Raw genomic sequence first — 20,050 nt, 5'->3', positions numbered from 1 at the left:
ATATTTATCCTTATTTTGATTGAGCCAGCTGATTTAGGCGTTGGATATAAGATTTTCTGTTGTTTTGGTCTAATCCTTTCAAAATACGGTCATCACCAATTAATTTGCGGAAACCAGTATTAAGCCAAAATGGAATGAGGCCATATGCTTTAGGTGTGTGAGTCAGGTAATTAGGGACAGCAATTTCAGAAATTTTATGTTCAACCGCTTTAATAATTGCATCAGCCACTTCTTGCGGTTCAACCGTAGGAATGGGTAATCCATCTCCTGTGCCCGATGATAATTCTGTTGTTACTTTTGAAGGTAAAACTGCGGAAACACCAATAGGTGTATCTCTTAATTCTTGTTGCATCGCCGAGGTTAAACCCACTACAGCAAATTTGGTCGCACAATAAATGCTTGCTCCGGGAATAGGGTATTTACCAGCTAAAGATGCAACATTCACAATATGACCAGTTTGACGCTCAAGCATTTTAGGTAAAACTGCTTTCATGCCATGAATTACACCACGTAAATTAATATCGATTTGTGCATCTGTAATGGCTTGAGTTTCTTCAATCATTGAACCCATAGGCATGATGCCGGCATTATTGATAAGAATATCTATAGGACCTAATTCTTTTTCTACTTGCTCTACAAATTCATGAAACGATTTTTGTAAGCGTACATCAAGGTAACCTCCATAACCTTGAACTTTAAAAGCTGCTTGTGTTGCCAGCTCTAAATCAATATCTCCTATAGCAACCTTTGCACCCAATTTCCTAAAAGCGAATGCTGTGGCTAATCCTATGCCACGTCCGCCACCTGTAATCAAAACAACCTTGTTCGAAAAATCTGGTTTCTTGCTCATTTTTGTTCCTTTTCTTAGTCAAAAAAACACCAGTTCGGAACATAATGTCACTAACGGAATTTAGTGTCAATTTTTGATTTTAATGTTCTATCGTTTTTTTTATAAAGTTCTGATAAAATTTTTGATATGAATAATCAAACAACTCTCTCGCGTGCTGAACGCCAACGCCTTCAATTACAAGCAGAAATTATTGAAGCTGCCTTTCTTGAATTTTCTGAACGCGGTTATCATCAAACTGCGATTTCTGACATTGCAAAAAGGTTAGGGATAGGGCATGGGACTTTTTATCGTCATTTTGAGAATAAAAGAGATATTCTTGATAATGTAATTAGCGATACCATGTTAAAAATTACTGCTTTATTAGCTGATGAAAATGCACCTAATGCAGTATCTACACTTGATGACTATATTGCTCAATGCGAAAGGATTTCTTCAAAGTTTCAAGAGTTTGCGCTAGACAATCCGAATACACTCCGTTTAATTTTGTTGGAAGCTACTTCTATCGATAAAGAGATGAATGCTCAAATTAGTAACCTTCTACAAGTAGGGGGACTGTTTACTGCCAACTATCTACAAAATGGAATAGATCGAGGTTATTTAAAATCTGACTTAGATACACAAATGACAGGACACGCAGTTGTAGGAATGATTATTGCGGGTGCATTACAATTTTTATTGGCGAATCAAGACTCAAAATTTCTTAAACAATACAGTAAAGCAGCGATTGAACTTATGATGTCTGGAGTGGCTTCTAAAGGCGCTTAATTTAAAAAAGATTTAGATTGGGTCTGGCTTATACTTTATTCCAGATCGACATTTCATAATTAGAAAATGACATAGAGCACTTTAAAATGAAAAAGCTTGCAATAACCTTTGCTGTTTTGCTTCAACTATCGACCTATGGCTTAGCCAATGATTCTACGGGTTACGTTGGTACAGGTGGGATTCAATATCTCAAAAATTCGCAGATCGCCATGCAAAGCGAAGATCTATTTATTAGTAAAAAACGAATTAAAGTCGACTATCTCTATAAAAACCTAAGCATTAAAGATGTCACTGAAACGATTTTATTTCCGTTACCCCGCATTGATAATTTCTTTGAGTCTGACTTTGCTCACACCGAAGAGCTTTTAAAAAGTTTTAAGATTGTGGTAGATGGTAAAAATATTAAACCAGAAATGCACGTCAGAACGTTTATTCAAAAAGATGAGAAATCACCTCTGATTGATGCAACGGATGAGTTTAAGCAGTGCGGTTTTAGTGAAAAAGACATGCTTAATCCGTGGCTACGTAATAACTATGATTATGAGTATTATGTAGATAAGTTAAAGAAGTGTAATAAGCCACAAATACAGAAAATTTTAGCTAACTTTAAAAAAGATGATGTAATTCCGTGGTCATCTCAAGTGATCTACAGTTGGAAGCAAACCTTTAAAGCCAATAGTTTGACTAAAATTCAGCATGAATATAAACCTTTGGTGGGTGGCTCTGTTGCTCTCTATCCAGATGAAGATAGCCAGCAATTTTGTATGGATAACCAATTTAAGCAGGGCTTAAAAAAAGCCAAGGCGGAAAATTCGCCGTTTAGTGCTTTGGGCTATATTTTGACGACGGGTGCAAATTGGGCAAAACCAATTGAAAATTTTAAGTTAACCATTGAACGTGATAAAGGTGAGCTAGTTTCATTTTGTTGGGATGGGCAAGTCAAAAAGATTAGCCCAACTCAATTTCAAATGACCAAAACCAAGTTTGTACCAAAACGAGACTTAGACATTATTTTTGTGAGAGTGAAATAAGCCACACTCAAATAAAAATGAATAAATGGCTAGCCTAATCACGCTAAGAAATTCCATACTATAAAAGTAGAGGGATTTCTAATGTGGGATGAAACGTGAATTTAAAGAATCTGGAAGCTTTTTATTGGGTTGTGACTTTAAATAGCTTCAATAAAGCTGCAACTAAATTGCAAACAACCCAGCCTGCGGTATCTCAAAAAATCACATCTCTTGAAAATGAATTAGGTTTTAAAGTTTTAGACCGAAGTTTGCGAAAATTTAAACTGACGCACAAAGGCATGACGTTATTTAAATATGCTGAAAAGTTTATGCGTCTAGAAACAGATTTAGTCGCAGAACTAACTGAAAATCAGCACCTAACGGGCACCATTCGTTTGGGAGTTTCAGAAACTATTGTCTATACATGGTTAGTCGAATATATCGAAAAGGTTCAACAAGAGTTCCCAAAAGTTTCAGTAGAAATTGTGGTAGATCTGACACCTAACCTACAAGAGGGCGTTCGAACAGGCGACTTAGATATGGCTTTTTTGCTTGGGCCAACGTTGGCTTTTGAATGTATTGAGCAGGCATTGTGTGATTTTGAGCTGAGCTTTCTGGCTTCGCCGTCATTCAAAGGGTGTGTAGCTCAAATGTCTTTTAAAACTCTCATGTCTCATACCATTTTAACTTACCCCAAAATTACCTATCCCTATAAAGAATTGAAAGCCAGAATGAAAGAACACGGTATTGATGAACCCCTTTCAATTACCAGTTATTCATTGGCAACGTTATTGCGTTTAGCCGAACAGGGCTTAGGCATTGCTGTCGTGCCGACCTTAACCGCTTTAAAAGAAATTACTGATGGTCGACTAGAAATATTAAATACGCCCATTCAATTAAAGACGTTTCATTTCACCTCGATTTACATTCAAGGAAATGATGTTGCCTTGAAAGAAAAACTGACTGAGGTGGCTGTTAAAGTATCGGCGATTGCCATGAAAAGCCTTAATGAAAAAATCCAAAAATAAGCTCTATTTTTATTTCTTATAAAATATTTATTCTTATTTTATATAGGCTGCTTCACTGGAAATCCATAAAAGCAGCTTATGAAGTTTGATAAGTAAAACTTATCCTGATTTTTCAATAAATATTAAATCATTTAAAATCAAATATTTGTATTTTTAATTTTCTGTAAAAAGTCTTATTGTCCGTAGGGATTAGCTATGTTTTTATCGTAGATACAAGATTTGATCGCCGATTGTATTAATTGGGGAACAGGGAATCTTTGTCATTTTAAAGGATTAAAGAATATCGTTTAGGAAAGAAATGGTGTTCTTGGTTCAACTTGCAAATAGCGTTGTTAAGCTCAAATGGATGAGGAACGCATTAATATGTCTTTACTGAAATCTTCTTTTTTATCAGATCGCCAATGGGCCATTGTTGCCTCAATCTTTATGATGGCGACCTCTGCAATGGGGCCAGGATTTTTAACCCAAACTGCTGTATTTACAGTCAAGTTAGGTGCAGCATTTGGCTTTGCAATTTTAGTTTCTATTCTGATTGATTATGTGGTTCAACAAAATATCTGGCGAGTGGTCACACTCACTCAAATGCGTGCATCGGATATTGCCAATAAAGCAATTCCCGGCAGTGGTTACTTACTGGCTTTTCTGGTCATTCTAGGTGGTTTTTTCTTTAGTATTGGTAACATTGCAGGTGCAGCTTTAGGTCTAAATGCACTTTTTGGCTTAGATACAAAGTGGGGCGGTATTTTAAGTGGTGCGTTAGCCATTTTGATTTTTGCATCAAGAAAAGCAACGCTTGCCATGGATAAAAGCATGATCGTGTTGGGATTGCTTAAAATCCTCCTGATTATTATTGTTGCCGTCATTGTAATGCCTCCTGTTGGGCAAGCTGTACATCAAACTTTTGCTCCAGATCAGATTGACTTTGCCATTATTACGACCATTGTCGGCGGTACTGTTGGTGGTTATATCTGCTATGCAGGTGCGCATCGTTTACTCGATAAAGGCGCTGTTGGCCCTGAAAATATTGATGAAGTTGCTAAAGCTGCAACCAAGGGCATTATTGTTGTCGGCATCATGCGCTACGTTTTGTTTTTAGCGTTTTTAGGTGTGGTGGTAAGCGGTGCAAATATTGATTTAGCCAGCCATGACGCCAATCCAGCAGGTCAAGCATTTCAATATGCAGCGGGCACATTTGGTTTTAAATTATTCGGTTTAATTTTCTGGGCAGCCGGCATTAGTAGCACGATTGGTGCAGCATATACTTCAGTGTCGTTCTTTAACGTGTTTAAAAAGAACTTAACACCAAAGCAAAACAACTATACCACCATTACCTTTATTGCATTGGCTTTATTACTCTATGTGTTATTGGGTGCAACTCCAGCAGGTCTACTCATTTTTGTAGGTGGTTTTAACGGATTGGTGTTGCCAATTGGTCTTACAATTTTTGTGTATGTGGCTGCATGCCGTAAAGATTTAATGGGTAATTACAACTATCCAAAATGGTTGCTTATTTTGGGTGGATTAACATGTCTGTTGACGTGGTGGATGGGCTATATGTCGTTTACGACAGTGTTTAACTATTTGACCAAGCTTTAAGCCAGACTTTGTTAAGTGATAAAGGAATAATGCCATGTTTGTAGATTTAAATAGTGATTTAGGTGAAAGCTTTGGCTCATGGAAAATGGGTAATGATGATCAGATTTTACCTGTTGTGACCAGTGCAAATATTGCTTGTGGCTTCCATGCTGGCGACCCGCTCGGTATTTTAAAAACGGTTCGTAAAGCAGTTGAACTTGGTGTGACTGTTGGTGCTCACGTGTCTTATCCAGACCTTGTTGGTTTTGGCCGCCGTAATATGGATTTGTCGCGTGACGAGCTTATTGCAGATGTGCTTTACCAAATTTCTGCACTCGATGGCTTGGCTAAAGTGGCAGGTTCAAAAGTGCAATACGTTAAACCGCATGGCGCGCTTTATAACACCATTGCCCATGACCAAGCTCAAGCAGCCGCAGTGATTGACGCCATTAAAATGTATAACCCTGAACTGGTTTTGGTGGCTTTGGCTGGGTCGAACTTAGTCGAGCAGGCACGTGCGGCTGGCTTAAAAGTTGTGTCTGAAGCATTTGCAGACCGAGCTTATAACAGTGATGGTTCACTGGTTTCTCGTCGTCTAGAAGGTGCGGTTTTACACGACTCGGCATTTGTTGCGAGCCGTGTGGTTTCAATGCTTAAAAATGGTGGAGTAGAGTCAATTGACGGTGTATTTACCCCAATTCAAGCCGACACCATTTGCTTACATGGCGACACTGATGGTGCACTTGAGATGTCGGCAGCTATTAAAGCCGAGCTTGTAAAAAACAATATTGAAATCCGCCCATTTGTAAACAAAGCATAAGGATGAGCACAATGTATAAGGATATTAAAGTCGACCCAGCTCAGCTTGAAGCCGCTTTAGATGCGCGTTTAAAAATCCGTACAGGTTTTGATAAACCGACGGCAGGCATGGCCGCGGGCATGACGCAGGTCAACATGATTTCGGTGCCAAAAGAGTGGGCATATGACTTTTTACTCTATGCGCATCGTAATCCGCAAAGTTGCCCAGTAGTTGATGTGCTCGAAGAAGGCATCTATGCAACTAAGCTTGCGGCAGATTCTGACATTCGAACTGACTTTCCGCGTTATCGCATTTGGAAAGATGGCGAAATGGTTGAAGAAGTGACCGATGCGAGTGATATTTATAATGCCCATCCTGATTTGGTGACTTTCTTGATTGGTTGTAGTTTTTCGTTTGAAACCGCTTTGCAAGAAGCGGGTATTGAAGTTCGCCATATTCATGACGATACCAATGTGCCGATGTATCTGAGCAATATTCAGTGCCAACCAGCAGGGCGTATTTCAGGAAACATGGTGGTTTCTATGCGGCCAATTCCATCGCATCAAATTAGTGAAGCAGTAAAAATTACATCGCGTATGCCAAGTGTGCATGGCGCACCTGTACATATTGGTCATCCTGAAAGCTTAGGAATTTTGGATGTAAATAAGCCTGACTTTGGTGATGCTTCTCGTATTGAAGCAGGCGAAATTCCAGTGTTTTGGGCATGTGGGGTAACACCGCAAGCAGCTGTTATGAACTCGAAAATTCCTTTTGCGATTAGTCATGCACCAGGTCATATGTTTATTACCGACATTCCTGACCGCGCTTGGATTGGCTAATTGCACTAAAGAAGAATTAAAAGGATAAGCAAATGCGTTTTTTATCGGTAAACGCCGATTGTTTTCTGATTGAGCTTGCGAGCCTAGAAGAAACTTTGGCGTTGTACAATAAATTGCAAAATACGCAATTGAATGGAATTAAAGACTTAGTCCCTGCTGCAAAAACAATTTTGGTTTTTTTTAACGAGATCGAAACCAACTTTAAAACGCTGGTCGCTTCAATTCAGAGCCTTAAAGTTGATTCTGGATTTGAGCGTAGCAACCAAGAAGTGATTGTGCCGATTCGTTACGATGGCGAAGACCTTGCTCAAGTTGCCGAGTTACAAGGGTTGTCTGTTGCCGATGTGATTAGAAAACATCACGAAAGTGTGTGGAATGTGGCTTTTATTGGTTTTGCGCCGGGCTTTGCTTATATGAGCAGCCCCGATAAACCTTTTACTGATATTCCACGTTTAACGGTTCCGCGTAAAAAAATACCGTCAGGCTCGTTGGGCTTGGCTGGAAAATACTCTGGTATTTACCCAAAAGACAGTCCGGGTGGCTGGCAACTGATTGGTACAACATCAGAAAAAATGTGGGATTTAGAGCGTAAAAATCCTGCATTGCTGTTACCGGGCATGACTGTACATTTTGAAGATGTCACGCATCGTCCAACTATTGTGGCTGTACCAGAGCAAATCACCCGTAAGGTTGAGCCTCAAAAATCTGTACCCCTGTTTACGATCACTGCACCAAGTTTACAGATGCTCATTCAAGACGAAGGGCGCTTAAACCAGACCAATATTGGGGTTGGTATTGCAGGTGCAATGGATTTGTCTGCCATGCATAGCGCTAACCGTATTGTCGGTAACCCAACCGATACACCCGTCATTGAGGTTTTAAATGGTGGCTTAAAAGCCAAAATGCAGCATGCAGGTGTTATTGCAGTAGCAGGTGCCATTTCAAACATTCGTGTGAAATTTGCTGATGGTCAAACCGCTGACTTTGTAAGTTATCAGCCGATTGATTTAGATGAAGGCGATGAGTTTCAAATTCAGCCACCCACAGCAGGCTTAAGAAACTATTTGGCAGTTCGCGGTGGTATAGACGTTGAGCCAGTACTCAATAGTACTTCGTTTGACAGCTTGGCAGTGTTAGGCCCAGAGCCTTTAAAGCTTGGAGATACCATTTATCAAGGACAGGTGAAGGCTGCCAACATTAGCCTAAATGAAGTGGGCAAAAGCGATTTGCCACAAGCTGGTGAAGTCGTTGAGCTAGATATTGTGATGGGGCCGCGCACTGACTGGTTTGAACAAGACAGTATTGAACTGCTCTATCAACAAGAATGGCTGGTAACCAATGAAAGCAACCGCGTCGGGCTACGACTCTCAGGTGCAGAGTCTTTGACTCGCAAAATTACCCATGAACTGGAAAGTGAAGGCACATGCATTGGTGCTTTGCAGATTCCACCGAGTGGTCAGCCCGTTTTGTTTATGAATGATCATCCTTTAACGGGCGGATATCCGGTCATTGGCTCTGTTGCTAAACACCATTGGGATTTGGTGGCACAGATTCCAGCAGGGTGCCGCATCAAATTTAAAAAAATTGCCGAATTTACAGATTTTGAGAATGAATGATGAATACAGAAAAATTATTGATTGCTAACCGTGGTGAAATTGCCGTTCGTATTATCCATGCTTGCCGTGACATGGGAATTTCTTCGGTCGCGTTATATGCGGATGACGATATTGGCAGCATGCATGTCGAACTTGCAGATGAAGCGTGGGGCTTAGCTGGTGCGAAGGCGAGTGAAACCTATTTAAATATTCCTGCCATTATCGAAGTTGCAAAGAAATCGAAAGCGACTATGGTTCATCCGGGTTATGGCTTTTTATCTGAGCGCGCCGAATTTGCTCAAGCTGTGATTGATGCAGGTTTAAAATGGGTCGGGCCATCTCCAAGTGCCATTGAAAAGCTAGGTGATAAGATCGAAGCGCGTAAAATTTCTGCTTCAGTCGGTGCGCCGTTGGTTCAGGGTACGCAAGACACACTTAACAATGCAGATGAAGCTTTAGAATTTGCTAAGCAATTTGGTTTACCGATTGCCATTAAAGCTGCGTTTGGTGGCGGTGGCCGCGGCTTAAAAGTTGCGTGGAAACTTGAAGAGGTTCAAGAGCTTTATGAGTCGGCAGTACGAGAGGCAAAAGCTGCCTTTGGCCGTGGTGAATGTTTTGTCGAGCAATATCTCGATAAACCGCGCCATGTAGAAGCGCAAGTCATTGCAGACCAACATGGCAATATTGTGGTACTTGGTACACGTGATTGTTCATTGCAACGTCGTAATCAAAAGTTAGTCGAAGAAGCACCAGCGCCATTTATTAGCGATGAGATTTACCAGCAAATTTTAACCTCGGCAAAAAATATTTGTCAGGCTGCAAACTATGTAGGTGCGGGAACCGTTGAATATTTACTGAGCCGTGACGGCAAGCTTTCCTTTTTAGAAGTAAACACGCGTTTGCAAGTCGAGCACCCAGTGACCGAAGAAACCTCAAAAGTCGATTTGGTGGTTGAGCAAATTCGCGTGGCTCAAGGTGAAGTGCTTTCTATTAAAGAAACACCAAAGGCACAAGGTCATGCCATTGAGTTTCGTATTAATGCCGAAGATCCAGCACGTGGTTTTATTCCAGCCTTTGGTGTGTTGAGTTTATTTGAAGCCCCGTTTGGTAACGGTGTACGGGTCGACACAGGTGTTCGGACTGGATCATTGGTATCTAGTCATTTCGACTCACTCATGGCAAAACTAATTGTGACTGGTCCAACCCGTGAAGTTGCAATTGCCCGCGCTAAACGTGCTTTGAAGCAATTTAAAATTGAAGGCGTGGCTTCAGTTCTAGATTTTCACCGCGCGGTACTCAATGAACCTGACTTTACAGATGACTTTAATGTACACACGCGTTGGATCGAAAACGACTTTAAACAAGAGTTGAAACCGACTAAACGCGGCATTCCAAACCATCAACAACCGATGTTACTGAGCTACATTGAAATTGATGGCAAGTTACACCGTTTAGGTTTACCTGCGGGGATGTTTGCGCAAGGTCCAGCAACCGCAGTTCAAGCACAAACAGCCGAGCCAGAAGTAAGTGCCGAGCATTTACTTGCCCCAATTAATGGTGTGGTTAGCGCTTGGAAAGTCGAAAATGGTAAGCAAGTCACCGAAGGCCAAGTGGTTGCCATTATGGAAGCCATGAAAATGGAAGTGCAGGTACTGGCGCACCGCAGTGGTGTTATTCAGATTAGTGCAGAGAAAGGAGCGACCTGCCATGCAGAAACTGTGATTGGTAGTATTAACTAAGTTTTGAATAAATGATTTGGCCTGATTTTGGTTTTAGTTTGATCGGGTCAAATCAAATGCTTATTTATTAACTCAGTCCGCTATTTTCACAGTCTCGTTAACCATTTTCAACTTGAAAGCCAGAAAGCGTTATGAGATATTTCGCACAGTTTGGTGATATCAAAATTAATCACTGTATTGAAAGCTCGCCTATGCGAGCTTTAATTTTTAGCCCAGTTTAAGCATTTCTCACTTAATGAGCTGGCTGCATAAAAAAAATTGAGAATTTATCATCCATTTTAAAGGCTAATTGAAGAACGCGAATGAAAATTCTACCTTCATCTGAATATGATCAAATTCTAAAATACAGTGTCTATTGGCTCGTCATCTCGATTGTGATCGGAGTCGTAGCGGGGCTGGCCTCGACTTTAATTTTTGTGGCTTTTGATATCTCTAATAAAGTAAGAAGCCTGCATCACTGGCTCATTTATTTCTTACCCTTTATAGGGTTTGGGATTGGTTATCTCATTAAAAAATATGGATCACCTATTGAAAGGGGAACACATTTACTGATTGATGAAATTCATCAACCCAAATCGTTCATTCCGAAACGAATGAGTCCTATCATTTTTATCACTTCAATTTTAACGCAGTTATTTGGTGGTTCGGCAGGGCGTGAGGCGCCAGCTGTTCAGCTTTCAGGTGCCTTAATTGACCACTTGAGCCATATATTAAAAGTCTCGGAAGATAACCGAAAAATTTGTTTAATCGCCAGTATTGGTGCGGGCTTTGCAGGGGTATTTGGCTTGCCTCTGGCGGGTGCAATCTATGGTTTAGAAATCACAGCTTTAGGTAATTTAAGATATTCAGCCATTTTCCCATGTTTTGTGTCGGCCTTAATTGCTTCGACCATCCCTGAGCTATTCGATATTGTCCACCCGCATATTTTTTATGTGATTAGTGAGTTTCCTGCCATTCATTTTGGTACGCTCATGAACTTAATTGTGGCAGGTCTGATCTTTGGTCTGGTTGCACGTTTCTTTATTGCGTCCATTCATTTTGCCAGTGATATCTTTTATAAATACATTCGTTATTTGCCTTTAAGAACGATGGTGGGTGGTATTGTCATTATGCTACTTACTTTGTTCACCGCACATCAGCAATACAATGGTTTAGGTACAGATAAAATCATTTCATCTTTTTATGTGCCCATTGAGTTTTACGACTTTTTTAACAAGACTGTTTTTACCGCGATTACTTTAGGCTCAGGTTTTAAAGGTGGTGAAATTACACCACTGTTTTATGTGGGGGCGACATTAGGTAATGCTTTAGGGGCCGTTTTAAACTTGCCAATTTCATTGCTTGCAGGCTTAGGCTTGGTGAGTCTATTTTCAGGAGCGAGTAAAGCGCCGTTAACGTCTATTATTTTAGCCATTGAGCTATTTGGAATGAATATTGCGACTTATGCCATCATTACTTGTTTATTGGCAGCGTTATTTTCTGGGGATTGTGGGTTGTATCGACGTAAGAAGTTGATGGATTGATAAATTTTGCTTATTAAGAAAATCTTTAACTAAAAGGCTCCTGAATCTTTTTGAAGTAAAACTAAAGAAGCTTTGTCTAAATATTACATTGAATATTAGAAAATTAGGATACAGAGGAAAAAAGCTACTGCAAAAGATTTAAATTACTGTTAAGTAATTAAAAAATAGGCTTATTTTAGCCTGTCATTATTTAGGGCTGTAGATTTTCAATAAATGGACATCATTCTTATGGAAGAAATTGAATTTTTTAATCTTGGGTGTAGTCTATTTTTGCCAATATATTAATTTAAGTTTATAATTTAAAAAGACAAAGTATTACATAAGACCTCATGCAAACACTTAAGAAGATAATTAAAAAAGAGCTAAAAGAATCACTTTATAAAAATAGAATTTACCAAAAGACAAGGTGGAACATTTTAGAGAGAAATATCATTCTTTGGTCTACCAATTATAAGAAATATACAATTCTTATCAGTATCTACTTTGTTCTGATTAGTTGGCTTATATATTTGTTAATCAAGCTTGAACTAACAAAAAATTATTCAGATTTTTTTTCTTCTTGGGAAGAGTTGATCCAATGGCAAGGTACATTTTTGGGTGCTCAGTTGACAATTGTTTGTGTAGTGTATCCATTAGTCATCAGTTTTATCAGTATTTTTTCTAATCAAAAAACTTCGAATAGCGTTATATTTCCAATTTATAAAAAATATTCAGGTTTTATGTTTGCAGGCCTAAGTGGCTTAGCTTTATCAATCTTTATTCTTTTAAGTTTTTTCATTCGCTCTTTTTTAGTTGATTCTATATATTTAGTATTTTGTATTACATCCGCAATATGGCTAATATTTAATATTTTTCTAACTGCATGGTTTTTTAGTAAAACTTTTCTAATAATGAATGATCATTCTAGAGAAGAAATCATTCTTCGATTTTCAATTCAGGAAGCTTGTCGAATCGATATAAGTAATAGGCTGAAAAATAATTTTATTAAAAATTCATGTAATTATGGGTTGATAAAGGAAGTTGATGAAAATAATTTAAAGATTACGAATTTTTCTTGGGATGATTCAAAAATTTCTCCTATAAAAATAAGAATCAGGATGGAATATGAATTAAGTGATATTAGGTTTTATCTAATCAATTGGGTTATTTATTTACAGACAAATTATCTTAAGTATAGAAAAAAACAAGATTCAAAACTCATATTAGATATTGGAAAAATTAGTGATAAAGATTATTTAGTAGGAAAAACTGTAGGATTTAGTTTCTTTCCATGTCTTAAATTTCTCTATAAATATTCATTTTCCTTTAATAAGAAGATAGCTATTGAAAATGATGAAGAATTACTTAAACTTTTTAAAAACTTTATAGATCCTATCCATCTTTCTTTAAGGGATAATGATATTCGTGCATTTAAGGAAGCTATAGGGAATTTGATCAACTATCATGTGAATGTTTCTTCTGCGTTAGCCTTTATAAATGATAATAAAATAAATGATAATTGGTTGTTATTAACAGATGGTACAATTTTTGGTAGAAGCTATTTTAATCATCTTTTAACTGAATATTTTTTTATATCAAAAGCATCAGTATTTAAAATAGCTGATAATACAGAATTTTATAATGAGATTTTATATTTTTATAAACAATTATATAGATGTAGCTCTAACCTCACAGATGAGGAAGTAAAAACTTACATTGAACAAAATTATAACTTATGGGAAATACTTCTAGAATGGTATTCATTTGAGATTAATAGCAATCCTAGAACTGATAAAAATTATGAAAAAATTCTAAATAAATTTGTAGGATCTTGGGAAAGTTGGATTCAATATTATATTGAACCACATTCGAAAAGAGATTATAGGAATGAGCAGAATTTATTAGCTTTTAAAATCCATCTTCAATTTACAGCAAAGACTGTAGTAGCAGCATTATCTTTCAAAAATTCCAGAGCAGTTGGTTGGAGTATTGATATGCTAAATCATTGGTTGGAGAAGTTTACCAATGGATCCACTTCCCATGACACTTATATGTGGAATTCTACTATATTAAATATTTTTATGCTTAATATACCAGAGACTGATCATATTTGGACTTTAATTAATAATTCAGAAAAATATTCTAGAGAAACAGCTTATGAACTTGCTTTTCAAAATTATCATCTTGACTTAAGAGTTATAACAGCTTGTTATCTATTAAAAAAGAATAATAACTTATCTTTAGATGTTGTAAAGCAAATGATAGGTGCATTATTAAAGGGGCAGAGAATACATCCAACTTCTATATCTGAAAACTCTAAATCGATTTCAAATGCTGGAAAATTAGTAGGAACTTACATCAGGCACAAGAACTATTCTCAAGATAAAGATAATTCATATCAATCACTGCTTAGCCAAGTTCTAGAAAGTTATAGTAATTTATTTAAAGGTCAGCTTATAACTGGGCGAACATATATGGGCTCATTTGAAGACATAAATAGTCTGAATGATAATTACATAGAAATTGCACTATCACTTTCTCAAAATCAATGGAATTTACCTTTGAAGTGGTATCAGGCCCTTTCATCTAGCTTTTATACCATAGCTGATATTAATTGTATTATTTCAGATTTGGAATCATGGATTTTTATTTTAAATACATGGCAAGAAAGAAATTATGAATATATATTATTTGGAGTTGATGAATTTCCTAGTCTTAAAGAAAATTTTATAAAATCAATCAGAAATATTGTTGAAAAATTGAGAAATCAAAATAATAAAATTATTATTGATGCTCCTGTTGATCCAGAGAAAATCGTTGCATTATCTAAAATTGCATCGAGTATAATTCAAGATAAAAAAACATCTTATCCTTTTAGTTTATTTAATTTTGTTGAAAATAAATCTAATAATTTTCAAAGAGGAAGTTTTACTTTTGAAAACTATGGGAAAAAATATATTGCTGATATAGTTTCTAGTGAAGTTGTAATCGATGATAATAAGTGGATTGAGGGAGGTATTTCAAGGCATTTAAGAAATTCTATTATATCTAGAATATTAAAGCTTCCGATTTCTTACACCTATTCAAGTACATCTCTAGAAGATCTTCTTCAAATAATTACTATGCAACTTACTGAAATTGAAGAACCTGTTCTTTTAGTTGGTAATCAAAAGTTAAAGAATTTACTTCGTCGCTATAATTGGGATAGAAATGAAACTGTGCCTATACATTTTAAAAATATCAGCAATGATGGATATATTTGTCATATTGATAAATCTGAGGTATATGATCTTTTCTTTGACGATATAGATTATATTCTTTTAACCAGTAAAAGTATTTTTGAATCTTTGAGCCTATATCAATATGAAAATTCACAATTTTTTGATGTGATTTTTGAACAAAAGAATCAAGATGACCTTGTTGGCGACTTAGTATTTAACTATCAAATAGCATTAAAATTCTCAGAAAATTATAAAATTTTCAGATTTAATCTAAATATAGTTAATGAAACTTGAAAAATTCTTATATTTTAATTGCTAAAGTAGTAAGTCCAGAAGATACGACATGTAATTAAACTTTTAAAATCAATTTATCCAATACTAAGTCATTACTAAACCGTAATGGCTTTTTTATTTCCCCAACCGCTCTACTTTGATACGATTGTCATTTCACACGCTTGACGCCAACAAGTGCGAATACTATCCTTTGCGTGCTGGCCTACATTGCCAGTTGGTTTTAGCAGACCATCAGCCAAAGTACACGAAAAAGTCTAACTTTTTTGTGGAAATCCCTGTGTGCCCCCTTTACGGTGGAACGGAAGGGGGACACCCTCGGGTGTGCTGGATTCTTTGGCTCCAGTCTGCTAACCCTCTTTCGTTTCACCACCATTATTTAGCAGTAATGCGGTGAAACTTCTTTTATAGCCAAAGGAGTCCGCTATGCGTACTAATTCTTCCCATTTATTGGCCTTTGCCAAACTCTCTCTATCCATACCGCCTAACTGGTCTTTAAAACGGTTTAACCGACTCTAGGTTTTCTACACCTTAAGAATCGTTACGACTCAAAAATCATAGCAACAATAAACCCGAGATAGGTCAGCACACCATTTTTGTGCAGCTTTCGTATGCCTGTTTTTTAGCACTCATTTTAAGAGTGACGGCATTTCTATCTCTTTTAGATACAACAAAAAATTATTTTAAGCGGTATACATGAAAAATTTAGAATCTTCATTTAGAGCGCTGCGCGTGCTTCATGCAGCAAAAGATTTATTTAATCAAGATGGCTTTCATAAGGTTGGTGTTGACCGAATTATTGCGGAAGCTAAAATTCCCAAAGCGACTTTCTATAACGACTTTCACTCAAAAGCACGACTGATCGAGATGTGTCTCACTTTTCAAAAAGATGCGCTCAAAGTAAAAGTATTTTCAATTCTTAATTCTTACCGTGAACAAATGGTGCTTGATAAACTCAAACAAATTTACCTTCTACATGCCGATTTAAATGGCTTTTATCATTTACCGTTTAAAGCAATTTTGGAAATTGAAAAGCTCTACCCAAAAGTCTATAGCGTGGTGATTGAATATAGAACTTGGCTAATCAACGAAATTTATAAACTGCTTTTAACCATCAAAACCACCGCTTCAATGAAAGATGCTTACATGTTTTTGTTTGTGATTGATGGGGCAATGGTTCAGCTTTTAAGTAAAAACAGTGTAGATGAACGAGACAAGTTACTAGATTATTTTTTAATAATGTTGTCTTAACGATAAACCCAAACACTTCTTAAAAATAAAAGCCCGTGGCTGGGCTTTTATTTTAATCAATCTAGTTCTAGTTGATCATCATCTTTGGTAACTTTGATTTTCATCTTTTTATATTTACGTTTATTTGGATCTAAGGCAGAGTTTGAGACTTCATCAGCAAATTTTGGATTCTGCATGAGTTTTGCATAGGCTCTGTAACCTATACGAATTCTGGTCGGTGGACAATCTGTTCTTTTGGAATAATATTCAATAAGTGAATTTAATTCCTTTAACAAGCACTGATGTTCCATTGTATGGATTATTTTCTAATAGTAGGTCATTTCAGCATACTGAACTTTAGAAAATTTCTAAAGATTTAATTGATATACATCATCTCTAGAAAATGTTAATTGCTATGCATTATTTTTGTTAAGCGTGAGTTAATTTGCTTTTTATCTCATCTTTCTGTTTTCTTTTAATCAAACAGTCATAACTAAAGTGTAAATTAATTTTAGAAAAAGAAAATAGATAGAAGATTGCCACGAACAAGAATTATTTAAGCAATTCTCTCAAACTGTAGAATTAAGCTGACTTTAACGAGTCGGCTTTTGTTTTTGTCATTAAGTTTTCGAATTTACTATTTTTAGAAATTGATATACCAACTCTTCAATAAATCTACTTAAAAATAAAAGCCCGATAAAGGGCTTTTATTTGATATATCTCAATTAAAACTTAAGTTTTTTAAGCCCTCGGCTTACACCATTTTGTAAGGCTGCTTTAATGATCGGGCCAATAAAAGGAACGCGACCTTTAAAGCTAATGGTGTAATCCAAGCGAGTACGGTTGTTTCCCAAGTCGCTAAATTTCATTACACCACGGTGAGCCTTAATTGGGCTAATGCCGCTGGTAATTGCATATTCGATGAGTTCATTTTCTTTGTAGACTAAATTTGTTTCTACAAATGAAGGGGTAAATGGAATAGACATCTTGCGCGCAGAGCCAACACCATTTCGAGCGTCTTTTCCGTTGCTAATCCGAGTTACTTTAGCTGGAGCGAAAAGCTTGCTTAGGTTTTCATGTTCGCTCAAGATTGCAAAGACCTTGTCTATGGGTGCATCAAATTCTTGTACGATGTTGATTTTTTGAGTTTTTAACATCTTATTCCCTCTAGAAATAATTTTGACATGGATGATTGTCAGAATTTGGATGTTAGCACGCTTTTGGCAATGGGGGAATTCTAGTTCGTCGGAGTTCTCGGAAGCCCGAAAAAATTCATTGCGGTAACTTTATGAGATTTCCTGCCGTTTTATTATTTTTTTAAAGAAAGGCTGAATAACAGACCAGTTTGTTGAAATCCAGCAAATAAATGAACCAGCTGTAACCATTGCTGTTCCTTGCCAAAAGCTCAAGGATAATTGAGTTTGTAAAACAAACATTGCCAAAATAGATGAAATAATAGGGGTGAAATAAGAGGCCACCACAAGCATGGTAATGTTTCCATGAATGATGCCAATGTTCCATGCAGCATAACCAAAACCAATGGCGGCGGATGCAACTAAAAGAGTGATTAAAGTTGGAATATCCATTGATGGAATAGCGAATTGCCCCGAGACAAGCAGCTTGAGCCAGAGAGTGAGCGCGACACCAACAAAGAAAATGGAAATTGGATTTTGCCCATTACTCATTTTTTTGGTGATTACACAGTAAAAAGCCCAGATGATGGCACCTGTAAATGCCAAAATATAGCTCAGTGGGTTGCTATGAAAATTATCGACAATACTATTTAGACTAAAATCACCGCTTCCAGTTTGAATAAAAATAATGCCAGAAATTGAAATAAGTAAGCCGAGAATAATAAGAAAATTAAACTTTAATTCCTTAAAAATCACGAAAGCCAAAACCGTTAAACTCGGCCACAAATAGTTAACAATACTAATTTCAATGGCTTGTCTTGCCGTCTGAGAGTAAGCAATTGCAAATGAAAAACATAGCTCATAAGCGACAAATAGAATTGTGCCAAATATTAAGTATTTTTTAGAGATCTGTTTAAAGTCTGGGCCTTTGAAAATGGCAAGCAACAGTAGCGCACTTAAAGAATAAATAAGCGTAACACCTAGCTCAGGTCCAAGGGCGGCGCTGACTTGCTTCATCAGACCGACCAGAGATGCCCACATGAGAATGGCGCTTAAACCAATCAATGTTGCTAGATTTTTTGACATAAAATTCAGTAAATAACGGTTAAAAAATGGTAAAAGATTAAGTTGTACTAATGAAAGGATTCAATTTTCAAGCTAAGGAATATAGGACAAATTATATAAAATATAAACAATTAAATTTATTGATTGGTTGAATCTGCTATGTTCATTTAGCATTCAATTGAGTAAAGAAATTTCGAATAAAACAACATTCTTACGAGGAAAATATGGAAGTCATTAAAACAGTTGGTGTTGTTGGAGCTGGTGTAATAGGTGCGAGTTGGACGACCTTATTTTTATATAAAGGATTTAAAGTTAAGGTTTACGACCCGTATCCTATAGATGAAGTGGTCTTTAAAAATAGAATATCTGCAAATTTAAATGATTTATTGGCTTTAGATCAGAAGGCTGAACACACCCATGCTCAACCAGATGTGCTGCTTCATCTGGAAATTTTTAATAATTTAAAAGATGCAGTTTCAGACGTAGATTTTATTCAAGAAAATGCCCCCGAACGTCTCGATGTCAAACAACAGCTATATCAAGAAATCACAGCATATTGCCCTCAACATACTCTTATTGCTTCAAGTTCATCGGGCTTAAAAGTGTCTGATTTTCAAAAAGAGGCGCAACATCCTGATCGTATTTTATTAGGTCATCCTTTTAATCCGCCACATCTTTTACCTTTAGTCGAGATCGTTGGCGGTAATTTGACAGATCCCCAAATTTTAAAACAGGCTTCTGAGTTCTACAAACAGTTGGGCAAAAATCCAATTGTTTTAAATAAAGAAGTAAAAGGGCATGTCGCAAACCGTTTGCAGGCTGCGCTATGGCGAGAAGCTTTTTCATTGGTTGAACAAGGCGTGTGCTCTGCCGAAGATGTTGATGTCGCGATTACTAGTGGCCCAGGTTTAAGATGGGCGCTCTTTGGTCCTTACATTAATATGCAGCTTGCCAACCAAAAGGGTTTTAAAGAGGCAATTCATCATTTAGGCCCACCAATGACAGAATGGTGGAACGATATGCACGCATTTCAGCATTCAGATGAGACAACAGAGTTGTTGGAAGCAGAAACCAATCAGCTTTTAACCCAATATAAGGATATCGATTTATATGAAACCAGAGATAAAGGTCTGGTCGATATCTTAAAGCTCAGACAGCAACTCAAATTAGACTAAGTCAAATTTTTAAGACAAAGCCAGTCATTTTCTTGCAGGGATGATTGGCTTTTTAATGGGTCAAATAACAAAAACATGCCTAGCTGAAACAATCCTATATTCATTAAATGTTACTGAAATTCCTATCGCGTTTCATTTGAACTATATGCCTTACGTGAAGAGTAAGAATCGTTGCAAACCGTAAAGAAAGCCTCCTCATAATCAAAGGACATCATAGAAAATAGAGGAATATA

At 36.9% G+C, this 20,050-nt stretch carries 16 protein-coding genes; 12 read left to right on the top strand and 4 right to left on the bottom strand.

The features are described from left to right. Positions 1-10: 10 nt before the first annotated feature. Positions 11-850: an SDR family oxidoreductase gene (locus F935_RS08925; RefSeq protein WP_016138627.1), complete on the bottom strand. Its 840-nt coding sequence runs from the start codon at positions 848-850 to the stop codon at positions 11-13. Between the two features lie 126 nt (positions 851-976). Here F935_RS08925 and F935_RS08920 point away from each other — a divergent pair, with 126 nt between their 5' ends. From F935_RS08920 to F935_RS08870, 11 genes are all read left to right on the top strand, one after another. Further along, the gene (locus tag F935_RS08920) at positions 977-1,615 is read left to right on the top strand and encodes a TetR/AcrR family transcriptional regulator (protein WP_016138626.1); all 639 of its coding nucleotides are present in this window, start codon (positions 977-979) and stop codon (positions 1,613-1,615) included. 86 nt (positions 1,616-1,701) lie between these two features. Further along, positions 1,702-2,646: a DUF4424 family protein gene (locus F935_RS08915; RefSeq protein WP_016138625.1), complete on the top strand. Its 945-nt coding sequence runs from the start codon at positions 1,702-1,704 to the stop codon at positions 2,644-2,646. 95 nt (positions 2,647-2,741) lie between these two features. Next, positions 2,742-3,653: a LysR family transcriptional regulator MumR gene (gene mumR, locus F935_RS08910; protein WP_016138624.1), complete on the top strand. Its 912-nt coding sequence runs from the start codon at positions 2,742-2,744 to the stop codon at positions 3,651-3,653. A gap of 342 nt (positions 3,654-3,995) precedes the next feature. Further along, positions 3,996-5,249: an NRAMP family divalent metal transporter gene (locus F935_RS08905; RefSeq protein WP_080645575.1), complete on the top strand. Its 1,254-nt coding sequence runs from the start codon at positions 3,996-3,998 to the stop codon at positions 5,247-5,249. Positions 5,250-5,283: 34 nt separating this feature from the next. Beyond that, the gene (locus F935_RS08900) at positions 5,284-6,048 is read left to right on the top strand and encodes a LamB/YcsF family protein (protein WP_004793259.1); all 765 of its coding nucleotides are present in this window, start codon (positions 5,284-5,286) and stop codon (positions 6,046-6,048) included. A 2-nt stretch (positions 6,049-6,050) separates the two neighbouring features. After that, positions 6,051-6,866: a putative hydro-lyase gene (locus F935_RS08895; protein WP_080645574.1), complete on the top strand. Its 816-nt coding sequence runs from the start codon at positions 6,051-6,053 to the stop codon at positions 6,864-6,866. 32 nt (positions 6,867-6,898) lie between these two features. Continuing rightward, complete coding sequence (locus tag F935_RS08890) at positions 6,899-8,482, top strand: 5-oxoprolinase subunit B/C family protein (RefSeq protein ID WP_016138621.1); 1,584 nt, start codon at positions 6,899-6,901, stop codon at positions 8,480-8,482. Continuing rightward, complete coding sequence (locus tag F935_RS08885) at positions 8,482-10,200, top strand: acetyl/propionyl/methylcrotonyl-CoA carboxylase subunit alpha (RefSeq protein ID WP_035366500.1); 1,719 nt, start codon at positions 8,482-8,484, stop codon at positions 10,198-10,200. Before F935_RS08890 ends, F935_RS08885 begins: the two co-directional genes overlap by 1 nt. A gap of 302 nt (positions 10,201-10,502) precedes the next feature. After that, complete coding sequence (locus F935_RS08880) at positions 10,503-11,723, top strand: chloride channel protein (protein ID WP_016138619.1); 1,221 nt, start codon at positions 10,503-10,505, stop codon at positions 11,721-11,723. A gap of 329 nt (positions 11,724-12,052) precedes the next feature. Further along, complete coding sequence (locus tag F935_RS08875) at positions 12,053-15,217, top strand: hypothetical protein (protein WP_016138618.1); 3,165 nt, start codon at positions 12,053-12,055, stop codon at positions 15,215-15,217. Between the two features lie 693 nt (positions 15,218-15,910). Beyond that, positions 15,911-16,465, top strand: coding sequence for a TetR/AcrR family transcriptional regulator (locus F935_RS08870; RefSeq protein WP_016138617.1), 555 nt, complete (start codon positions 15,911-15,913; stop codon positions 16,463-16,465). Between the two features lie 56 nt (positions 16,466-16,521). Here the strand turns inward: F935_RS08870 and F935_RS18890 are convergent, their stop codons facing one another. The 3 genes from F935_RS18890 to yddG form a co-directional block, all read right to left on the bottom strand. Further along, complete coding sequence (locus F935_RS18890; protein WP_016138616.1) at positions 16,522-16,755, bottom strand: hypothetical protein; 234 nt, start codon at positions 16,753-16,755, stop codon at positions 16,522-16,524. Positions 16,756-17,169: 414 nt separating this feature from the next. Continuing rightward, positions 17,170-17,601, bottom strand: coding sequence for an SRPBCC family protein (locus F935_RS08860; protein ID WP_016138615.1), 432 nt, complete (start codon positions 17,599-17,601; stop codon positions 17,170-17,172). A gap of 129 nt (positions 17,602-17,730) precedes the next feature. Beyond that, on the bottom strand, positions 17,731-18,663 hold the full coding sequence (yddG, locus tag F935_RS08855) for an aromatic amino acid DMT transporter YddG (RefSeq protein WP_016138614.1): 933 nt from the start codon (positions 18,661-18,663) through the stop codon (positions 17,731-17,733). A 203-nt stretch (positions 18,664-18,866) separates the two neighbouring features. On the opposite strand from yddG, the gene F935_RS08850 reads away from it, so the two are divergent. Next, complete coding sequence (locus F935_RS08850) at positions 18,867-19,817, top strand: 3-hydroxyacyl-CoA dehydrogenase NAD-binding domain-containing protein (protein ID WP_016138613.1); 951 nt, start codon at positions 18,867-18,869, stop codon at positions 19,815-19,817. Positions 19,818-20,050: the final 233 nt, after the last annotated feature.

Origin of the sequence: Acinetobacter calcoaceticus ANC 3811, from assembly GCF_000399665.1 — a bacterium.
In the GTDB taxonomy this organism is placed as follows: domain Bacteria; phylum Pseudomonadota; class Gammaproteobacteria; order Pseudomonadales; family Moraxellaceae; genus Acinetobacter; species Acinetobacter calcoaceticus_B.
The sequence above is the reverse complement of the archived record's forward strand: the minus strand, read 5'-3'. Positions and strand labels throughout refer to the sequence as shown.

What these genes read in the sequence shown, in the direction of transcription:
- F935_RS08885 (WP_035366500.1), top strand. Translation starts at nt 8,482, where the DNA reads ATGAATACAGAAAAATTATTGATTGCTAACCGTGGTGAAATTGCCGTT.
- F935_RS08925 (WP_016138627.1), bottom strand. Translation starts at nt 850, where the DNA reads ATGAGCAAGAAACCAGATTTTTCGAACAAGGTTGTTTTGATTACAGGT.
- F935_RS08900 (WP_004793259.1), top strand. Translation starts at nt 5,284, where the DNA reads ATGTTTGTAGATTTAAATAGTGATTTAGGTGAAAGCTTTGGCTCATGG.
- F935_RS08895 (WP_080645574.1), top strand. Translation starts at nt 6,051, where the DNA reads ATGAGCACAATGTATAAGGATATTAAAGTCGACCCAGCTCAGCTTGAA.
- yddG (WP_016138614.1), bottom strand. Translation starts at nt 18,663, where the DNA reads ATGTCAAAAAATCTAGCAACATTGATTGGTTTAAGCGCCATTCTCATG.
- F935_RS08860 (WP_016138615.1), bottom strand. Translation starts at nt 17,601, where the DNA reads ATGTTAAAAACTCAAAAAATCAACATCGTACAAGAATTTGATGCACCC.
- F935_RS08905 (WP_080645575.1), top strand. Translation starts at nt 3,996, where the DNA reads ATGGATGAGGAACGCATTAATATGTCTTTACTGAAATCTTCTTTTTTA.
- F935_RS08870 (WP_016138617.1), top strand. Translation starts at nt 15,911, where the DNA reads ATGAAAAATTTAGAATCTTCATTTAGAGCGCTGCGCGTGCTTCATGCA.
- F935_RS08875 (WP_016138618.1), top strand. Translation starts at nt 12,053, where the DNA reads ATGCAAACACTTAAGAAGATAATTAAAAAAGAGCTAAAAGAATCACTT.
- F935_RS08880 (WP_016138619.1), top strand. Translation starts at nt 10,503, where the DNA reads ATGAAAATTCTACCTTCATCTGAATATGATCAAATTCTAAAATACAGT.
- F935_RS08890 (WP_016138621.1), top strand. Translation starts at nt 6,899, where the DNA reads ATGCGTTTTTTATCGGTAAACGCCGATTGTTTTCTGATTGAGCTTGCG.
- F935_RS08915 (WP_016138625.1), top strand. Translation starts at nt 1,702, where the DNA reads ATGAAAAAGCTTGCAATAACCTTTGCTGTTTTGCTTCAACTATCGACC.
- F935_RS08920 (WP_016138626.1), top strand. Translation starts at nt 977, where the DNA reads ATGAATAATCAAACAACTCTCTCGCGTGCTGAACGCCAACGCCTTCAA.
- F935_RS18890 (WP_016138616.1), bottom strand. Translation starts at nt 16,755, where the DNA reads ATGGAACATCAGTGCTTGTTAAAGGAATTAAATTCACTTATTGAATAT.
- F935_RS08850 (WP_016138613.1), top strand. Translation starts at nt 18,867, where the DNA reads ATGGAAGTCATTAAAACAGTTGGTGTTGTTGGAGCTGGTGTAATAGGT.